The 19,878-nt window shown below is 58.7% G+C and carries 14 protein-coding genes and 3 pseudogenes; 9 read left to right on the top strand and 8 right to left on the bottom strand.

All coding sequences use genetic code 11. From position 1 onward, the window contains the following. Positions 1–687: 687 nt before the first annotated feature. A pseudogene (locus P775_RS29980) lies at positions 688–1,713 on the bottom strand (IS110 family RNA-guided transposase). Positions 1,714–3,105: 1,392 nt separating this feature from the next. Then, positions 3,106–3,321: pseudogene (locus P775_RS27700) on the bottom strand (FAD-binding protein); the annotation flags it as partial. Between the two features lie 173 nt (positions 3,322–3,494). Here P775_RS27700 and P775_RS29975 point away from each other — a divergent pair. Further along, positions 3,495–4,491 (top strand): annotated as a pseudogene (locus tag P775_RS29975) (IS110 family RNA-guided transposase); the annotation flags it as partial. A gap of 502 nt (positions 4,492–4,993) precedes the next feature. Here P775_RS29975 and P775_RS29970 read toward each other — a convergent pair. Genes P775_RS29970 through hglS form a run of 3 tightly spaced genes read right to left on the bottom strand, consistent with a single transcriptional unit; the run spans position 4,994 to position 6,741 of the window. Next, entirely contained in the window at positions 4,994–5,194 is a 201-nt protein-coding gene (locus P775_RS29970; RefSeq protein WP_425439927.1) for an FAD-binding protein, read from the bottom strand. Positions 5,195–5,206: 12 nt separating this feature from the next. Then, positions 5,207–5,383, bottom strand: a complete 177-nt coding sequence (locus tag P775_RS28595; RefSeq protein ID WP_218967742.1) for a hypothetical protein — start codon at positions 5,381–5,383, stop codon at positions 5,207–5,209. After that, positions 5,380–6,741 carry a 2-oxoadipate dioxygenase/decarboxylase HglS gene (gene hglS, locus P775_RS21305; RefSeq protein ID WP_099912881.1) on the bottom strand — a complete coding sequence of 454 codons (1,362 nt, stop codon included), beginning with the start codon at positions 6,739–6,741 and terminating at the stop codon, positions 5,380–5,382. Before hglS ends, P775_RS28595 begins: the two co-directional genes overlap by 4 nt. Before the next feature lie 897 nt (positions 6,742–7,638). On the opposite strand from hglS, the gene P775_RS21300 reads away from it, so the two are divergent. From P775_RS21300 to P775_RS21270, 7 genes are all read left to right on the top strand, one after another. Beyond that, the gene (locus tag P775_RS21300; protein WP_425439926.1) at positions 7,639–7,791 is read left to right on the top strand and encodes a hypothetical protein; all 153 of its coding nucleotides are present in this window, start codon (positions 7,639–7,641) and stop codon (positions 7,789–7,791) included. A gap of 430 nt (positions 7,792–8,221) precedes the next feature. Then, complete coding sequence (locus tag P775_RS21295; protein ID WP_099912880.1) at positions 8,222–9,823, top strand: ABC transporter substrate-binding protein; 1,602 nt, start codon at positions 8,222–8,224, stop codon at positions 9,821–9,823. Further along, on the top strand, positions 9,820–10,884 hold the full coding sequence (locus P775_RS21290) for an ABC transporter permease (RefSeq protein ID WP_099912879.1): 1,065 nt from the start codon (positions 9,820–9,822) through the stop codon (positions 10,882–10,884). Before P775_RS21295 ends, P775_RS21290 begins: the two co-directional genes overlap by 4 nt. Then, positions 10,881–11,792, top strand: coding sequence for an ABC transporter permease (locus P775_RS21285; RefSeq protein WP_425439925.1), 912 nt, complete (start codon positions 10,881–10,883; stop codon positions 11,790–11,792). Before P775_RS21290 ends, P775_RS21285 begins: the two co-directional genes overlap by 4 nt. Continuing rightward, positions 11,789–12,622: an ABC transporter ATP-binding protein gene (locus P775_RS21280; RefSeq protein WP_099912878.1), complete on the top strand. Its 834-nt coding sequence runs from the start codon at positions 11,789–11,791 to the stop codon at positions 12,620–12,622. The genes P775_RS21285 and P775_RS21280 overlap by 4 nt, the downstream gene beginning before the upstream one ends. Beyond that, entirely contained in the window at positions 12,619–13,377 is a 759-nt protein-coding gene (locus P775_RS21275; protein ID WP_099912884.1) for an ABC transporter ATP-binding protein, read from the top strand. Before P775_RS21280 ends, P775_RS21275 begins: the two co-directional genes overlap by 4 nt. Beyond that, a complete protein-coding gene (locus P775_RS21270; protein ID WP_099912877.1) occupies positions 13,374–14,429 on the top strand; it encodes a dipeptidase in 1,056 nt (351 codons plus the stop codon). Before P775_RS21275 ends, P775_RS21270 begins: the two co-directional genes overlap by 4 nt. Before the next feature lie 732 nt (positions 14,430–15,161). Here P775_RS21270 and P775_RS28225 read toward each other — a convergent pair. Continuing rightward, on the bottom strand, positions 15,162–15,512 hold the full coding sequence (locus tag P775_RS28225) for a hypothetical protein (protein ID WP_180287525.1): 351 nt from the start codon (positions 15,510–15,512) through the stop codon (positions 15,162–15,164). A 76-nt stretch (positions 15,513–15,588) separates the two neighbouring features. On the opposite strand from P775_RS28225, the gene P775_RS29965 reads away from it, so the two are divergent. Then, a complete protein-coding gene (locus tag P775_RS29965) occupies positions 15,589–16,035 on the top strand; it encodes a transposase family protein (RefSeq protein ID WP_425439924.1) in 447 nt (148 codons plus the stop codon). Positions 16,036–16,340: 305 nt separating this feature from the next. Here P775_RS29965 and P775_RS21255 read toward each other — a convergent pair whose 3' ends face one another. Together P775_RS21255 and P775_RS21250 are read right to left on the bottom strand one after the other, a co-directional pair. Then, positions 16,341–17,999 (bottom strand): BCCT family transporter, encoded by a 1,659-nt coding sequence (locus tag P775_RS21255; RefSeq protein WP_245875795.1) that lies wholly within the window; start codon positions 17,997–17,999, stop codon positions 16,341–16,343. Positions 18,000–18,292: 293 nt separating this feature from the next. Beyond that, positions 18,293–19,675 (bottom strand): NAD-dependent succinate-semialdehyde dehydrogenase, encoded by a 1,383-nt coding sequence (locus tag P775_RS21250; RefSeq protein ID WP_099912876.1) that lies wholly within the window; start codon positions 19,673–19,675, stop codon positions 18,293–18,295. Positions 19,676–19,878 lie beyond the last annotated feature (203 nt).

The following is a 19,878-nucleotide window of genomic DNA, read 5'->3' as shown; positions in this document are numbered from 1 at the left end:
ATCGGCAAAACTCAAACCCGGAGTCTCGCTCACGCTGGATAAAAGTTGGGGGCAACGTCATCTGTGACGGATATTCGCAGAGCGGTTTGGCCGCTCAGGAGGAAGCTTACGTTGGATCTACGCGGCCTGACCGACAAAGTCCTTCGCCATGATGCTTTTGCCCAGCAGTTTCACACAATACATCTTTGTCCCGACGCGGCTTGAGCGGTTATAGCCGCTCCAATTCCGCCAAAGCGCGCAGCCCAGATATTTCTATGCGCGTAAAGCGTGGATTTTGGCGAGCGCACTGGCGGGGTTGGCCTTGAGGTGCTGCGCGCTCTTGCGCGGCGGGAGGACGGCGTGGGATCCGCTGTCCGCGATAGCTCTATGGCACGTGCGATACTGTTGGAGTGCTCATACCCTAAATCTATTACGCTTCTGTGGTTGCCGCCCGTAGTGCAAGAAGTTTCTGGCCTTATTGGTGTATGATCGAGTGCGAACTTCTGTAAGGCCTTCATGATGCGGCGTTTCCAGAAGCCGCAGGCCGAGATGGTGATCAGCGGATTAGGTCCAAATCTGACTTTCGAGCTCTGAGCTCGTGGCGATTAACTGGTTTTCCCAATCCAGATCTATTCGATCGTTTTGCCCATTCAGGTCGTCGTCTTCCCACACCCCCTTGGCACCGTCGCTAACCGTTCGACATGAACATCATGCTGCGACTGCCAGCGCCGGATCTCTGTAATTTTTGTTCTTCGTCAGCATCGCCCAGATATGCCGGGCCATCTTGTTGGCCAGCGCGATCGCGACCAGCATCTTGGGCTTGCGCGCCAACATGCGTGACAACCAACTTCCCTCTGCAATTGTCCGCTGCCCAAGCCAGTTCAATCGTGACATTGCGCCAAGGATCAGGAGACGTCGGATATCGGCCTGACCGGCCCTGGTCATCCGGCCCAAGCGCTCCTTGCCTCCAGAGGAATGCTGCCTTGGCACCAAACCCAACCAAGCCGCAATGTCACGCCCGGTCTTGAACTGAGCCATGTCCGGTCCGAACGCTTCCACCGCGACGGACGTCAGCGGTCCAACGCCCGGCATGGTCTGGAGCCGGAGCGCCCTGTCCGACTGAGAGGCCAGCGCTTTGAGTTTAGTGGTGCGCTCGACAATACGCGTCGCTTTCTCTGTAATCTTCGCCAGCATTTCCTGGCCCTCCTCCCGGATCAATGCGGGCAATTCGGAGGTCTCATCCTCTAAAAGTGCCGTCATGCGATCAAGGTAGCGTATTCCCACGGGAACACGTAGCCATGCTCATACAGCAGCGCGCGCAAGGCGTTCACATCTGCGGTGCGCTGATGAACCAGTCGCTCCCGGCTGCGAAACACAGCCGCACGGGACTGTTGCTCGACCGTCTTGGGCTCCACGAAGCGCATCTCGGGCTGGCGGGCCGCGATAACGATCGCCTCGGCATCTGCGGTATCATTTTTCTAACGCTTGACGAACGGGCGAGCGTACTTTGGAGCGATCAATTTCACTTCTTGGCCGAGCGCCTCCATCTCCTGCGCCCAATAGTGCGCCACCGCAGGCTTCAAAGATGATCAGGCAGGGGCCCTGCCGGGCCATGAATGCGGGGAACTGCTTGCGCGAAAGCTTTTTCCGAAACTGGACTTCGCCGGTCCGCAGCGCACCGTGAATCTGGAAAACAGCCTTTGCCAGGTCCACTCTAATCATCATATCCTTCATGTCGCCGTCCTCCTTTTCGCGTGGCGTTAAAGACCACGATATTGGCACATTGCGAGGCCGTCCGGGGAGGGCGGCAACCACTCCATCTGACTTCACGGCATGACTACTCTAAACCGAGGTGTGCAACAGGGCCATCCGCACAAAATAAAGGGAAAGCACGTCTTTCATCAAATTTTTAGAACGAAGACCCCCTCACGGCGGGAATATCGACGCGGACAGGACCTGAGCTGCCAAATCCAACGTATTGTCTCCCGCCTCCGCGGTAGTGCGCTGGCCGGCCCAGGCGCGAAGCAGGGCTGCGCGGCCCTTGCGCGCGCGCACGGGATCGCCGGTCCGCCTCACCGGTCGCCATTTATGACGGGCACTGGCATCATCGAAATCGCGCCCCATGCACTGACCATTGCCATTGCATTGATCGCCGCCTCATAGATGCGGGTCAGCTCCGCACAGATCCTAGCATCGAGCGGACCCCGGAACGGCACAGAATCCAGAGGGGCAAGCGGGGGCGCTGGATTTGGGCTCGAGATCTTGCCTAGGTTCAGCAAATTGTCTGGATCGAACGCTGCCTTGATCTGGCACAGCGCTGCCTAAAGAGGGAGCCCTAAAAATTTTAGCACATATTCGCCGCAAAACCTCGCCCAATGTTCGCCCCAGATCAGGCCCCCATGATCGCGCGCCAGCCTGTGCACCGAGAACGAAACATCGCGGATCATGGACGCAATATCGGGGCGGCGCATGTCGAGCGCGGGGCGCTCATGGACCAGCCGACATCGGCATGGCCGATCATGCCATAGCTCAGCGCGCGCACATCCGGAATGTCGCGAATCCCTTCAACAAGGCCGGAAGGTTGGCGGCGGGCACCGCCGCATCCTCGACAAACGGTGTGCCCTGCTGGGTGGGAGCCATCGGTCCCAGAAGATCGACGCATTTTGTACGCAGCTAACAGAGTTCGGCGATAGTCGTGGGGACCGTCACGGCGCATGTGCTGATCAGCGTGGCGGGCGCTGGCCCCGGCGTCTCGAACCCGGTCACAATTGTGTTGATCTCAGCCTGATCCGTGCCGATCAGCTCGACAAAATTGAGCCCGCGCTCCGGACATGTGCCGTCCTGGCGTAAAACTCCGGTGACCGGGCCCTAGATCGGATCGTGCTGGGCGAACGACAGGTTCTTGTCTTCGATGAATTCGATGATCCCCCACATCCTGCAAAGCCGCCGCCATGTCGTCAGAGGCATAGACGATCAGCGCGCGTTGACGCGGTTTAGGCAGAAGCCGCAGTTTGAGCCGTTTGGTCAGATTAAGAGTGCCTTCGGACCCACAGAGCAGCTTGATCAACGAAAGCTGGCCGCCCTGATACGCTTCTTGGAGGTTGTATCCGGTCAGCCCGCGATTCATCACCGGCATGACGCGTACGATCTCTTCGACCGTGTCACGGACCACAGTGCCAAGTGTATCGCGCGTATGCCCCCCGCTTCGCAATCCAGCGTAAGATCGCTGCCATCGGCGAGCACTAAGTCCATGCCCAGCACATGATCCGAAGTCCGCCCGTAAAGGCGTGATCCTTTACCCGAGGCGTCGGTCGCCGTCATCCCGCCCAGCGTGGCGCGGTAGACACGTTGGGGGCAAAGAACAGACCTTTGTCAGCCACCGCACGGTTCAACTGGTCTAGACCCCATGATCGCGGTGTGAACTGACTGGGCCGGTGGCCTCTCCCGCGCATTCTCCGTTCGAGGGTTGCGCCGGATTGGCTGGTGCCGAGCCTCAAGAATGGGGGAGAGAACAGATGCTCGATAGCACGTTTATTGGGCTGGATGTCCATAAGGCGACAATTTCGGTCGCAGTCGCACAAGATGGGCGTGGTGGTGAGGTCTGCCACTGGGGGACGGTTGAGCACCGGCCCGATCACATCCGAAAGTTGGTGGAGAAGCTCAGCGCTTGCGGAAGTCGTCTGCATTTCTGCTATGAGGCTGGGCCATCCGGTTATGGCCTGCATCGCCAGCTTGTCGAGTTGGGGCATGACTTCATCGTGGTCGTCCCCTCACTCACTCCTGTAAAGGCGGGCGACCGGGTGAAGACGGACCGCCGTGATGCTTGCGAAACTGCACCGTGCGGGCGAGTTGAAGGCAGTGTGGGTACCTGACGCCGCGCATGAGGCAATGCGCGATCTGGTACGAGCCCTAGATCCCGCGATGCGGGTGCTGGGCAACGCGCGATAGCATCTTCAGGGGTTTCTGCTGCGCCACTGTCGTATCTACCCCGGAAAGAAAGGCAGGACGGTTGCCTACTGCCGCTGCCTGACGACGGTGTCATTCCAGCATCCGGCGCAGCAGATCGTATTGCAGGACTACATCGACGCGGTGACTGACACCGAAGCCCGGGTTGAGCGATCGGCAGGCCAGATTGCTGCCCTTCTTCCGAGTTGGTCGTTGGTGCCAGTTGTCGAAGCGGTCCAGGCTATGCGTGGAGTCGCGTCCATCGTCGCCGTCACGGTGGTGGCCGAGGTCGGAGATTTCAATCGTGTCGACATCCCGCGTCAGCTTATGGCCTATCTCGGGCTGACACCATCTGAACATTCTAGTGGCAACACTGCGCGCCGGGGCGGGATCACAAAGGCCGGCAGCGGATTGGCGCGACGTGCCCTAATCGCAGGCGCGTGGAGCTACCGCATGCAGGCGCGCGTCAGTCGCAAGGTTCACGACAGGATCGAGGGGCTCCGCAACGCGGTGCGTGAAATCGCTTGGAAGGGGCAACTTCGAATGTGCCAGCGATACCGCCATCTGTTCGCGGGATGGTCGGCTTCACCTAGGACATCGCCAAAGCAGTGACGGCCGCACCCATCGTAAACGCTCTCACCCAAAGCTGAGAGGACAAGAAGCGCTCCGATCACACCGATGCGCAAGGTTGGGGGCGGAACGCGGTGGGTAACCCTTGTGTCCTGTTATGAGCCGACAAGGTCGACGCTCGCTTCTTAAAACAAGGCAGCCCCAAGACGAAACCATGGTAATGCGGTATCCAACCCGCGTCTAAGAGCTTGCTCAACCGTCGTCTCAGTTCCGTCTCTTACCATTTGCATCCATATCACACTGCGCCTGGCACCGCCGGTATAGTAGCGTTGAAACAAGAGCTTGACATCGATCATGAGAGCGGGCCGCTGAAAAAAGATTTGGGGGAGCCCATCTCGTCGACTTGATTGATGCTAGCCACGATCATCATTCCTCAGCTCGATGAGAGAGCCCGAAAAATCGGCCTACTTGGCAACAAGCGGTATGATGGCCGACTTTTTCAGCAGCCTGCTAGGATCATACTCGGCTGGACGATGGCATTACCTTCAACAGCATTGATTTCTTCAATCCTTGTCAGATGGCGGGAACAATCCACCACCACCACCACCACCACCGAATCGCTCAGCGACTGGCCGTTCGTTCCTGTCCCGCCACCACGTGCGGTGATCTCGATGCCGCTCGCGCTTGCCGCGCGTGCGATGCGGTTCAGATCCTACGGCGTGTGGGAAAAGACCACCGCCAGAGGCGGCAGTTCGTCGACGGAGTTGTCGGTGGAAAAGACAGCGCTGGTCCCGCCGTCGTCGGCCAGATCGCCGCCAAAGCCTTCGGCGTGCAGATGCTGGCCAAAGGCCGCAATCGGGTCATCCGTTTGCGGCCCCCTGCGCCTCATGCGGCCTTGTGATCGGCCAGAAGATGCGACTGGCCAAGGGTTTCAAGCGCTATGACAAGGCTCTTGGCCTCGGTGGCAGCGTAGAGCGCGATCTCGTCCGAGACCTGCGCGCCGAGGGCTGTTTCAAAGGCATCCTTGTTGGCTGCCGGGCGGTAGCTCGACTGATCGTCCGAGCCAAGGTTCGACTGAAAGATCCCCGCCGCCGAGACCGGCAGGAAATCCTCATAGACCTGCGGATCTGCCACCAGCGCACCACTGTCGATCAGCGCATCCAGGCTGTCAGCCTTGGACGCAGGTGCGGTCCCGGTCGCGCGGTAGCGGTAGAAGGCCAGCGCGTCACGGCGCATCGTATCGTGATTGTCGGGCAGGGCGGCAAAGCCGGCCTCAAGTCGCTCGGTGTAACTGCCGCTCTTCCCCGCGCGAACCTCTGCCAGCGCCAAATCGTAAAGCGCTCGACCCTTCGGGGTCAGGGCAACGCCGCGTTGTTCGATCTCGCCAAAGCGCGCAAGGTGCGTGCCAGGGATGCCGTGAAAGATTACCTCTTCCTGCAAGGCCTTGAACGAGGTCTGGCGCAGCAGGATGTCGGCGGCGCGGCGCGGGGGGCCTTCGATCACGGCCTTGGGGTCGATGCCGCGTTCCGGCATGGCCCTTTGCACCGCGTCGATGTCCAGCGTGCGTGGGGTGAGGTGGTTGATATGGGGGCCGCGAAAGCTGACCACATCAGCGACCAGACGGTGCGCGGCGACCAGTTTTTCATAGGTTTCGGCGGACACCGTCGCGTCGCTGTGCCAGCGGAAGGTTTCCAGCGCCTCGCGCACGAACTCTTCGGCCTCGGCCTCGGTCAGCCCGCCGTTGGCCTCGGCCCGGTCCATCAGGGCAAATGCCCCGTCGGTCACGATCTGGCGCTGGTTCAGGATCTCTTCGGCCTCGGCGACCAGCGTGCGATCCTTGATTAGATCAAGACGCAGGAGCGAGGTGAAGACCCGGAACGGATTGCGCTTGAGCGAGGTTTCGTCAACGGGTCTGAAGGCGGTGGAATGCACCGGAATGCCAGCCACGGACAGGTCATAATATCCCACCGGGAACATGCCCATCACGGCGAACATGCGCCGGATCGCCTGCAGCTCTTGCGCTGAGCCCAGCCGGATCGCGCCGTGGCGTTCCACATCCAGCCGGTCAAGTTCGCCCGCCGCCCTGAGCTGTGCGCTCAGCGCGGGATCTGCGACAAGGGTGTCGGCATTCACCTCGCGCACCAGATCAATCAGCGTGCCGTATTGCGGCACCTCGGTGCGGTACATGTCGGACATGGCTTGCGAAAACAGTGTGCGGATGGCGTCGGGGTGCATGTGTTCGGTCATTGGATTTTCCTGTTGCGACGGTACCGTGCGTGGCCCAGCCATGGATGTTCGGATCAGATATCGAAAGACGCGCCCTGAACAAGTCACAAGATTCTGACGTTGTTTGGTTATTTCTTTAAAACTGTAGCAAGAAATTAGAGGGTTTCGAATGGTGGGTGGGGAAACCTTGCAAATCCCGGAGCCGTGATGATGCCTCAGCCCCGCACTTAAGAGCAGGACGATCTGGCGCGTGCCAGCCTGACCATCATGATCGATCTTCGCCATGAGTTGGCGAAACTGCAGGCCTTCAATGTCGTGATGGAACGAACCTGCGGTCCCGGATCATTGCGCGCTGGCTCTTGAGTTTCAGTAGGTGCTCTTGACTCCCATCTATTCGGATGTCCGCTGGCGCTGCTAGCAACTTCTGTGTTTGCCACCCCATGTGCAATGGCCTCTGATTTCTGGGCTTGGGGATCCAGTTCGATCTTCAATCAGGCCAGTACATGCGGCACTTTCCAGAAGTCGGTGGCAGAGATGGTGATTGGCGAAGCAGCTCCAGATCTGTGTCTCAAGCTTGAGGGCTTGCAGTTGCTATCTGGTTTTCCCGATCCGGATCGCTTCGATCTTTTGCCCACGGGGTCGTCGGCTTCTCACACCTTCTTCTCCGGTGCCGCTTGACGCTCACTAATAACATGGTGCGGTTCGTTTGAGCCCTACTGGGCCTGCGCAGGCTTTCACACCGGCTCACTTGCGGATGGTCGGTATGCCTTCGCGGAGCATCTAGTCGTTCACATTTTCGCCTACGTCGTCGATCAACGGCCTCTGCAAAACCGAACTGGTCCATCCACGGCCCGGCCAAGCGATGCAAGCGTCGCCCTGAGGCGCCAGGGACCGTCGCGCAACATGCAAGATCTGGAAATGGCAACTCTCGGATGGGTCGACTCCGGCGTTGTCGAAGAAACGGCTGAGTTCAAGAGCAGGCGTCTGCTTGGCGCCATCGGTAACATCCCGCCAGCAGAGGCTGAAGATAACCTTTGTGCGCAGCGCAACCTGATCAAAATGGTCGCGTGAAATGAACCAAAGATCGCCGGTGAAACCGCGCCGGTTAATTGGCCCACCACAAGTGATTGGATTGTGATGATTGACATGAGGTTATCTGCACATAAAATGGTGCAACTCGCGATGGCAGGAAGTACAGACTGGGACGTCGTCATCCCTGCAAACGCATTTTAAGTGCGGGACTGGGAACATGTTGAAGTCGGCGGATGATGCGCATGTTCAGCTCCTGCCCTGCCGCCTGGTCTGGCGAATGTCCTCCGGGTAATTTTGCTTGCAAAGCAACCGGTTTGTGAAAAATGCCTAAAAAGCATGCGAAAAACCAGACTGTTTCGTGTCGATACCTTGACACAGCATCATGCCGCCGACCTAAGTGATTTCAAGGTGCGGAAAAGCCAGCCTCGACAATGGCGTGCCACCGATCTTTTCTCAACAGGGAAACTATATGAAACACTTTTCTAAACTCGTTGCGGCCGCGATGGTCACGGCCGCTTTGGGCGTCACGACGTCCTCCGTTAAGGCCGAAACCCCGCCTGATACACTGATTCAGGCCTGGCAGATCGATGATATCATTTCTCTTGATCCGGCTGAGGTCTTCGAGTTCACGGCATCGGAAATAATGGGCAACAGCTATCAGCCGCTCGTCGGCTATGATGTAAACGACGTATCTGACATCTTCGGCGTGATCGCCGAAAAATGGGAAGTGTCCGAGGACGGCAAGACCTTTAGCTTTACGATCAGACCCGATCTGAAATTTGCATCCGGCAACCCGATCACCGCTGCCGATCCGGTGTATTCGCTGCAACGCGCGGTCAAGCTGGATAAATCCCCGGCCTTTATACTGACCCAGTTTGGCCTGTCTGCGGACAATGTCGATCAGAAGGTGCGCCAGACCGGCGACATGACTTTTGAGCTTGAGATGGACAAGGCGTATGCGCCGACCTTGCTGCTGTATTGCCTGACCGCGACCGTCGGCTTTGTCGTCGACAAGGAACTGGTGATGAGCCATGAGGCGAACGGCGATTTCGGTTATGACTGGCTCAAAACGAATTACGCAGGCTCTGGCGCCTTCAGCATCCGTGACTGGCGTGCGAACGAGGTCGTCGTTTTGGAGCGCAACGACAATTTCGGCGGTGATGCCCCTGCCATGGCACGCTCCATCTATCGCCACATCCCCGAAGGGTCGACTCAGCGCCTGCTGCTGGAGCAGGGCGACATAGACATTGCCCGCAACTTGGGCCCTGAAGAAATCTCGGCACTGGCTGACAATTCCGACATCAAGATCGAGGACGGCATCAAGGGGTCGATCTACTATCTGGGCCTGAACCAGAAGAACGAATACCTGTCCAATCCCAAGGTCGCGGAGGCGATGAAGTATCTGGTGGACTACCAGGCCATCGCCGACACGATTATGAAAGGCAAGGTCAAAGTTCACCAGGCCTTCTTGCCCGAAGGTTTCCTGGGTGCGCTGAACGACAATCCCTATTCGTTGAACGTGGAAAAGGCCAAGGAGCTTCTGGCAGAGGCCGGGTATCCGGACGGCTTTACCGTTACGATGGACACCCGCAACACGCCGGAAATAACCTCGATGGCGCAGGCTATTCAGCAGACCATGGCCGAGGCCGGTATCACGCTGGAAATCATCCCCGGGGACGGCCAGCAGACGCTGACCAAGTATCGCGCGCGCAACCATGACATCTATATCGGCCGCTGGGGACCGGATTATCAGGATCCGCACACCAATGCCGATACCTTTGCGCGCAATCCCGACAACAGCGACGATGCCGCATCCAAACCGCTTGCATGGCGCAACGCCTGGGACATCCCTGAAATGACGAAACAGGCAGATGCCGCAGTGCTGGAAAAAGACACGGCTGCACGAGCCGAAATGTATGTGGCCCTTCAAAAGGAGCATCAGGACGTGTCGCCCTTTGTCGTCATGTTCCAGGAGATCGAGGTTCTGGGCCTGCGCAAGAACGTGAACGGCTTCATCATCGGCCCGTCGTTTAACGACAATTCATTCCGTAACGTGACCAAAACGGAATGAGCGTTTCGCCTGCAAACGAGGGAGGGCGCTGGCGCGCCCTTTCGATCCTTGGCATGAAGGTCGGGAAACTGATTGCAACGGTGGCCATCACCTTCCTTGGCCTATTGGTCGTGACCTTTCTGATTGGGCGCGTGGTGCCGGTTGATCCTGTGCTGGCCGTCGTTGGCGATCGGGCTTCGAAATCCACCTATGATGCTGCTTATATCGCCCTCGGGCTTGATAAACCGCTTTACCATCAGTTTTTCATATACCTCCAGCAGGCGCTGTCAGGCGATCTTGGCACCTCTGTCCTGACCAAGAAGCCCATTGTGGAAGATATCGCCCGCGTCTTTCCCGCCACGCTGGAACTGGCAACAGCCGGCATCATCCTGGGCACGCTGTTCGGCGTTCCCCTTGGCGTCTGGGGCGCCGTGCGGCAGGGAAAGTTGCCCGATCAGGTGATCCGGGTGGTGGGTCTGATCGGGTATTCTGCGCCCATTTTCTGGTTGGGGCTGCTGGGCCTTCTGGTGTTTTACGCCAAGTTGAACTGGGTTGCCGGGCCAGGGCGCATCGACATCGCCTATGAATATTCCGTCACCCAGAAAACCGGCCTCTTGCTGATCGACACCGCGATGCACGGCCAGTGGGGCGCCTTTCGCAACGTGCTGGCGCATCTGGCACTGCCTGCAACGCTGCTGGGCTACTTCTCTATGGCCTATATCAGCCGCATGACGCGGTCCTTCATGCTGGCTGAACTGGGGCAGGAATACATCATCGCCGCACGGGTCAAGGGAGTCGCAGAATGGCGAATCATCTGGATCCATGCGCTGCGCAACGCCGCCGTGCCGCTGGTCACCGTGATCGCGCTGTCCTACGCCGGCCTTCTGGAAGGGTCTGTCCTGACCGAGACGGTTTTTGCTTGGCCGGGCCTTGGTCAGTATCTGACCAACAGCTTGCAAAACGCCGATATGAACGCGGTGTTGGGCGGCACGCTGGTCATCGGCATTATCTTCGTGGGGCTGAACCTTTTGTCCGATCTCCTTTATACCGTGCTCGATCCGCGCGTCAGGCGGCGCACATGAGCGCGCTGTCCACACGCGACTGGCTGCTCAGCGACCGGCCCGCATCCCGACGGCAGGCCCGTCTGGGGCAAGCCTATCGCACATGGTCACACTTGCGGGCCAACAAACTGGCTATGGTCGGCCTTGGGATCGTCGTCGTGCTGATCCTGATGGCGATTTTTGCCAATATCATTGCCCCCTATGACCCGATTCGGGGGGGCGATCTGCGCACGGAACGACTGCTGCCGCCCTCGTGGGCGCATCTGATGGGGACCGATGATCAGGCCCGCGACATCTTCAGCCGGATTGTGCACGGATCGCGCCTGACGCTGATGGTGGTCGCACTGGTTGCCGTCATCGCCACGCCCATCGGTCTGGCCGTGGGCACCACAGCCGGATATTTTGGCGGCTGGGTCGATACCGTTCTGATGCGTATCACCGACATCTTTCTGGCCTTCCCGCGCCTGATCCTCGCGCTTGCCTTTGTCGCAGCACTCGGGCCGGGGATAGAGAACGCGATCATCGCCATCGCGATCACCAGCTGGCCGCCCTATGCGCGGCTTGCCCGGGCCGAGACGCTGACAATCCGCGACGCGGATTACATTGCCGCGATCCGCCTGCAGGGGGCGGGCAGCACGCGCATCATCTGGGGTCATGTCGTTCCGCTTTGCCTGAGCTCTGTCATCGTGCGGGTGACGCTGGACATGGCGGGCATCATCCTGACAGCCGCCGGTCTGGGCTTTCTTGGCCTTGGGGCACAGCCGCCACAGCCAGAATGGGGCGCGATGATCGCCGCCGGACGTCGGTTCATGATCGATTTCTGGTGGGTGGCCACCATGCCCGGCATCGCGATCTTTGTCGTCTCTTTGGGTTTCAACCTTCTGGGCGATGGTCTGCGCGACGTGCTGGACCCGAAAGGCGAGACATGAGTGACATGCTGCAAATCGAGGGCATGAATGTGGCCTTCCCGTCACGCAACGGCCCTGTGCGGGTTGTTCGCGATGTGTCTTTCACCCTAGGCCGCGAACGGTTGGGAATCGTAGGTGAAAGCGGGTCTGGAAAAAGTCAGACTGGCCGCGCGATCCTTGGGCTAACGCCTGCATCGGGAACCGTGACCGCGGACCGGCTGAGTTTTGACGGGATAGACCTGCGACACGCCTCGGCCAGGACATGGCGCACCCTGCGTGGTCCGCGCATGAGCATGATCATGCAAGATCCGAAATATTCGCTGAACCCGGTGATGACAATTGGTCGGCAGATCGTTGAGGCCTATCGCCGTCGCGGCGACGCCACCCGCGCCGATGCGCGCGACCGTGCCGTAGCGATGCTGGAAGCGGTGCAGATCCGCGACCCCGAGCGTGTGTTCAACGCCTATCCGCACGAGCTTTCGGGCGGCATGGGCCAGCGGGCAATGATTGCCATGATGCTGATCGCTGAACCGGACCTTCTTATTGCGGACGAAGTGACATCGGCGCTCGACGTCACCGTGCAGCTTGACGTGCTGCGCATCCTTGACGATCTCGTGCGGGACCGTGGGATGGGCCTCATCTTTATCAGCCACGACCTTCGCTTGGTATCATCGTTCTGCGACAGGGTGCTTGTCATGTATGCCGGCCGCGTGGTCGAAGAAATCGCCGCGCGCGATCTCCACAAGGCACAGCACCCCTATACGCAGGGTCTGCTGAACTGCTTGCCGCAGATCGACGGGCCAAATGTGCCGCTGCAGACCCTAACCCGTGACCCGGCATGGCTGGCATGAGCACGCTTGTTGAAATCCGCGATTTGGCGGTCACCTTCGGATCAGGCCGATCCACGGTGCAGGCCGTGCGCAATGTCAGTTTCGAAGTGGCCGCGGGCGAAAGCTTTGGCTTGGTCGGTGAAAGTGGGTCGGGCAAATCCACTGTCCTGCGGGCGATATGCGGGCTGGCCCCGATCACCAGTGGCGCGATTCATGTCAACGGAAATTCTTTGAAAACCCCGCGTGATCCAGCGTTCTACCGTAAGGTACAGATGGTGTTTCAAGACCCTTATGGCTCCATCCACCCCCGCCACACCATTGATCGGGTGTTGTCGGAGCCACTCGCCATTCACGGGTTCAAGGACACTGAGGCGCGTATCGAACGCGCGCTTGAGGAAGTCGGGCTGAGCAAGGGATTTCGCTTCCGCTTTCCGCACCAACTGTCCGGCGGGCAGCGCCAGCGCGTCGCCATCGCCCGGGCACTGATCCTTGAGCCACAGATCCTTCTGCTGGACGAACCGACCTCGGCGCTGGATGCTTCGATTCAGGCCGAGGTGCTGAACCTGCTCGATGCGCTACGCGTGGAAAAGGGGCTGACTTATGTGCTGGTCAGCCACGATCTGGCTGTCGTGTCGCATATGTGCGAACGGCTGATGGTGATGCAGCATGGCGCACGGGTGGAGGAGCTGACCCGGCGCGCGTTGCAAAACCGCGCTGCCACGCAAGTTTATACCCGGCAACTTCTTGTTGCCAGTGAAGGATTCAAGAGCCAATGACACCGATGATTTTCGACGGTCACAACGATTTCCTGCTTCGGCTGCTGCGTGACCCGGGGAACCGTGACACGACTTGGCTGACCGACACAGGAAAGGGCCATTTGGACCTTCCCCGCATGAAACAGGGCGGTTTTGGTGGCGGATTCTTCGCCATCTATATCTCTTCGTCAGATCAATCCTTCAACATTGACGACCTGATGGCAAACCCGCCCTATAGCGTCCCGCTGCCGCCGATGATTGATGCCCCAACGGCCCAGCCCATCGCCTTGGCTATGGCAGGGTACCTGAAATGGATGGAACGTGCGTCAGAGGGGCAGTTCCGAATCTGCCGCACGGTGGCAGAGCTGCGCGAGTGTCAGGCCAAGGGCGTGGTGTCTGCCATCATGCATATCGAAGGGGCAGAGCCGATCGCCGCAGATTTGGACGCGCTCTATCTGTTTCACGACATGGGCCTGCGCTCGCTGGGTCCGGTCTGGAGTCGCCCGACGGTCTTTGGCCATGGTGTGCCCTTTGCCTATCCGTCCTCGCCTGACACTGGCCCCGGCCTGACAGCGGCGGGCAAGGACCTTGTGCGGCTTTGCAACGACCTTGGCATCATGCTGGACCTGTCGCATCTCAACGAGGCGGGATTCAACGATGTTGCCTCACTGTCCCACGCGCCGCTTGTTGCCACCCATTCGAACGCCCATGCTGTGACACCCTCAGCTCGCAACCTGACGGACCGCCAGCTTGATATGATCCGTGACAGTGGCGGAATGGTCGGATTGAACTTTGCCACCGCTTTCCTGAACGAAGACGGAGCGAAGGCTGATGATCGCGGGTTTGAACCGATGTTGCGTCACCTCGATCACCTGATCAGTCGCTTGGGTGAAAACCATGTCGGTTTCGGTTCCGACTTCGACGGTGCGCAGGTTCCCAACGTCCTGCGGGACGCCGCCGGTCTGGGGGCATTTCGCAATGCCCTCTCCGCACATGGATACGGTGCCGCGCTGCTGGAAAAGCTGTGCCATGAGAACTGGTTTGCCGTGCTGGATCGGACATGGAAAGCCTGAGGTGTAGCTTGCTCTCTCCTCCGTGACATTCGCCCAGGTGAAGGATTTCAGCTCATCGTCGGTTCGTGCCTTGGCGGGAATGCGCTCTTCAAAGTATTGAAGCTGGAAAATATATTGCGTTCCACACTTCGGGAAGGTGTGGCAGTCGCTTTGTTGCACCCTCAGAGCTGCTTTTAGTGTGCCATGATCCGATTACCAAAGTCTCTCTATGGAACGCGCGCCTGCATCTTTCGCCAACAGTCGGCGAAGTCCACCGGGATATAAATCATTCATACTGCCCCAACAGCAGCAGACATCCCGACGATACCTTGGCCGACCATTCGCATCTGCGAAAAGGACGGCATCCGGCGCATAGCGGCAAGGGCCAGCGCGAGAAATACGAAGGTTACCTCTTTCCCAGACTATTTCCGTTTATCAAAAGCGACGCGCCCAACTGGAATGAACAAATAAACGACCGAAGTTCACATCTACCGCCGCAGACGCATCCACAAAGACCGGGCGACCTATGTCGTCGTGGTTATCGCCCGCATGCCGGATCTCGGATCCGTGTTTCGCTTGCGAACATGGTACAACCGCAATGACGCTTTATCTGGGCTGCACCACCGCTCACCTTATACCAATCTGCACTGATCAAAACTCTTGATCCCATTTGCGGCGTCTGATGGTCATGATGCGCGCTGGCTGCGCGATGAGCTTGTTGCAGGTATCACAGCAATGATCGACGATTTCGTTTTAGGATTCGAAGATGCGGTTAGAAAGCCAGTTGTCCCGCATGAACTGCCAGATATTTTCCACGGGATTGAGTTCCGGGCACTTGGCTGAGAGCGGAATGATGCTGATATTCTGCGGTATGATGAGCGCGGCGGTCACATCCCAGCCGGACTGATGCACGAGCAGGACGGCATGGGCGCCGGGCGCCACGGTTCGATCGACCTCGACGAGATGCAGGGTCATCGCGTCGGTATTGCAAACATAGCGTCCAGCGCCGTGCTGGATTTGATGCGCCGGATAGGGTGATGTGGAATGGCTGCCCTGTATCCGTCCCAATTGTTTCGGTTCCAAAACCGTGAATTTCACGATCATCGACCAATAGGCTGATCGCTTCGGTCGTTGGTCTTGGGGAACAGGGGGACCGCGTTTTGCACTGAGGGCGTGAGCGATGGCTCTTGCACGTAAAGACGAGTTAGACTCTGACTTGGGGATAACGCCCAAGGAGCCCTCATCATCATCATGTAGATTTTTCTATCGGCCTTCGACGTCGTCCCAGATCTGCGGGCCAGTAACTCCCGCCATGATCTCGGGGGAACCGCTCGTCATCGCTTTCGTATCGGTTTCGTGCGGGTCGAGCTCGTGCGCCGAGATGGCTGCCTTCGGTTGCGCAAAAGAGCGCCTTTTAAGAGACTTCCTAAAGTTAAAGCATGCCATCCCATCGCCGGGCATCTTCTCTGAGGTCTTCCGGGTGATTGATCCAAAAGCACTTGATGCCACCTTTGGCAAAGTGCTCGTCGATGCGGCCACGCTTTTCAAGGACCGTGATGTCATCGCCATCTACGGCAAGGCATTACGCGGCGCCCGTGACGAGGATGAGAGTGCGCAGGCCGCATGATGGTATCAGCCTACGCCTCACGCTGGCGATAGTGACCGCCGACCGGGGCAAAGAGCTCGACGCGGTCATCGAGGCTCTGGGACGGATTGCGCTCATGGGTATCCACCTGTCTTGACTGATGGGCAGCGCGTCGGTGCGCAGTTGCGCCGGGCTGCCCACAAATGAAAACACCGCTCTGAAGCCTGTTTCCCGAACGAAAGCAGGGAAAGTGCGCAAAGGCTTTAGAAGATTCCCCTCAGCCAGTTCAGCATGAATAAAGGCCCCCAGTCATTGACAGAGGGTCTTTGCCCTTTTCGGGCTTCCGATCACTCGGCAGGGCTTTGTGTGGCGCTGGGTGGCGGCGTTGGCTCCGCGCCATAGAGTTCGCCCGGCAGTTCCGGAGGCATAGCGTGATCTGCCTCGGCATCATTGCGGTAGCGCTGATTGTGCCGGTAGATCATCAGCGGGTCCCACCGCAGCGCCTTGACCAGTCCGATCAGGATCAACAGCACCACGATGGCAAAGGGAAAGCCCGCAATCACCGCCGCTGCTTGCAGCCCCGACAGGCCCCCCGCGAGCAGCAGAACCGAAGCCACCGCCCCTTCAGTCACCGCCCAGAAGATGCGCTGAACCTTGGGCGGGTTGGGGTCGCCGCCTGCCGTCAGCATGTCGATCACGAACGAGCCCGAATCCGACGAGGTCACAAACCACATCACGATCAGCACGATGGCAAAGCCGGACGTCAGTTCGGGGAACGGAAAGTAGTCCAACAGCGCGAACATCGCGTCGCCGTAGGCGTTCTTTGTCGCGTCCACCAGCGTCGGGTCACCGCCGAGCGAAATCGACAACGCAGTGCCGCCAAAGGCGCAGAACCAGAAGAACATGATCGAGGCCGGAATCAGCATCACGCCGATAAGGAATTCGCGGATCGTCCGCCCCCGGCTGATGCGCGCCACGAAGACACCGACAAAGGGGGCCCAGCTGATCCACCAGGCCCAGTAGAAGATGGTCCATGAATTCTGCCAAGTGCCACCATCAGTCCAGCCCTCGGCCCATGTGCCCCATGAGACGAGCGCACCGACATAGGCACCGTAGCTTTGTACGAAGGTGTCGAATATGAACAGTGTCGGCCCGACGATGACCATGAAAGCCAAAAACAGGATACTGAGTGCTATATTGATGTTGGACAGCCGCTTGATCCCGCCATCAAGACCTGCAACTACTGACAGGGTCGCCATCGCGGTGATCACGGCGATCACAGAGATCTGCACAATCACGCTGTCCGGCAGGCCGAAAACTGTGGTCAGCCCCGAATTGATCTGCATCGCACCCAGACCCAGCGAGGTGACGATACCGAACATCGTGCCAAACACCGCCAGAATGTCGACAACGTCGCCCCAGAAGCCAAAAATCTTGTCCCCCAGCAGCGGATAAAGCGCCGAGCGGATTGTCAGGGGCAGACCTTTGCGAAAGTGGAAATAGGCGAGCGCCAGCGCCACGATCGCGTAAATCGCCCATGCGTGAAAGCCCCAGTGCAGGAACGAAATGGTCATAGCCTGCTTGGCGGCCTCCAACGTTTCGGCGTCGCCCGTGGGGGGGGCGAAGAAGTGATAGAGTGGTTCCGCCGCGCCCCAATAAATCAGTCCGATGCCGATCCCAGCGGAAAACAGCATCGCCGTCCAAGAAAAAAGATCATATTGCGGGGTCTCGTTCATCCGGCCCAGACGGATGTCGCCAAACCGTCCGAAGGCAAGGTAAACGACAGCAATCAAAAGCATATTGACCAGAATGATCAACGCCCAGCCAAAAGTATTTGCCAGCCAGTCCTGTGTGGCGGAAAACACCGCTCCGGCCGTTTCACTGAAGGCCGCGCCCAGAATGATGAAACCCAAGATCAGGATGGCTGAAACCGTAAACACGCGTCGGTTCACCTTTGGAAAGAACAGGAGCCTTTCCTGCTTCATCTTGTCCATGTGATTGTCCATATTGTCCCTCCTCATTGGTCTGCGCATGTCAGTGCTACACAGTTTTATTGTCCGCAGATTCTCACTAGGACTGCCACAAGAACGGACAGCACCTTGAAACACGCGGCTTGATGAGTATTGGCTTATGCAACGCTGTGCGGATGCGGCGGGTTCCCGCCGGTTTGCAAATATTGCGCGGACCCAAACCCCGCTGACTCGCTCTCGCTCTACCGACAAAGCACAAAGCCGCGACGGCAAGACCGTCGCGGCTGAGTTAGTGAAGTATTTTTACACTAAAGGCGCCGAGCTGGCGATCATGCGGCCAAGGCGATCGCCTTGGCGTTTACGAACTCGCGCATACCAAAGCCGCCATGCTCGCGACCGTAGCCAGAATCCTTTACGCCGCCGAAAGGCATTTCTGGTGTGGCGAGATTGAAATGGTTGATGAAGACCATGCCAGTGTCGAAATGCTGTTTCGCCAGTTCCACTGCGCGGGCCTCGTCCTTCGAGAAGATTCCGCCGCCAAGCCCAAAGCGGCTGTCGTTTGCGATGCGCATGGCGTCCTCGTCATCCTTGGCACGGATCACCGAGGCCACCGGGCCAAACAACTCATCGTCATAGGCAGCCTGCCCAGGGGAAACATTTGTCAGGACAGTGGCGGGATAAAAATATCCCTTTCCGTCCGGAATTTTTCCGCCGCAGGCGATCTTCGCTCCGTATTTCACGCTCTGTTGTACCTGTACGTGCAGGGTGTCGCGCAGGTCACTGCGGGCCATCGGGCCAAGGCCGGTTCCCTCGTCCATAGGGTCGCCAGTCCTGATAGCGGCCATAGCGTTGACGTAGCCGTCGATGAATGCGTCATAGACCGCATCCGTAACCACAAAGCGTTTGGCATTGACGCAGGTTTCGCCGTTGTTGTGAATGCGCCCCGCGACGCAGGTCTTCACCGCCAGATCGATGTCGGCATCTTCCAGCACCAGATAGGCATCGTTCGAGCCGAGCTCGAGAACGGTTTTCTTGAGATGCTCTCCCGCCTTTTTGCCGATGATGCTGCCCGCCTTGTCGCTGCCGGTCATTGTGACACCGCGCACGAGGTCATGAGCAATCAGCCTGTCAGACTGGTCGTGATCGATGGTGATGACCGAGAATAGCCCCTTTGGCAGGCCCGCGCGTTCATAGATGTCGCGCAGCATCATGCCGCTGCCGGTGCAGTTTTCGGCATGTTTGAGCAGCACGCCGTTGCCCGCCATCAAGTTGGCGATGGAATATCGCACGGCCTGATAGGCCGGAAAGTTCCATGGCTGGATGCCATAGATGACGCCAGTCGGCGAATAAGTGATGATCCCCTTGCGGCCATCCTGAAGCTGTCGTTCCTCGTCCGCCAAGACTTCGGGCCCCTTCTTTGCACTGTAGGCGCAGATCCCGGCGCAGAGGTCGATTTCATCCCGGCTGTCCTTGAGCAGCTTGCCGACTTCCGAGGTCATCAGCTTGGCAAACGAGTCCTTTGAGGCGCTCAGCTCTTCACCAATACGCGCGATGACCTTTGCGCGCTCTTCCACCGGTGTGTGGCGCCAGGACAGGAAGGCCTCATGGCTGGACTGGAGGGCGTCGAACATCTGATCATCGGACATGAGTGGATAGGTCTGAATCGCGTCCTCGGTGAACGGATTGACGGTCTGAATTGTGCGATCGGTCATTGCGTTGCCTTTCAATGCTGTGTTCGCAAAGACAACAAAAAATAGGGTTATCAGTTCCTGCGCGGAGACTGTTCACACCTCACGATGTTGTGGGGAGTGTCAGGGTGTGGACATCGTGGTGCTTTACCGTAGGCCAGATCACGCACATCAGAAACACCCTTCCCCGAAGCCGCATGTTCTGGCAATGTTCCGGATCAACCATC

It is taken from the genome of Puniceibacterium antarcticum, from assembly GCF_002760615.1.
Taxonomy (GTDB): Bacteria; Pseudomonadota; Alphaproteobacteria; order Rhodobacterales; family Rhodobacteraceae; genus Puniceibacterium; species Puniceibacterium antarcticum.
The sequence above is the reverse complement of the archived record's forward strand: the minus strand, read 5'-3'. Positions and strand labels throughout refer to the sequence as shown.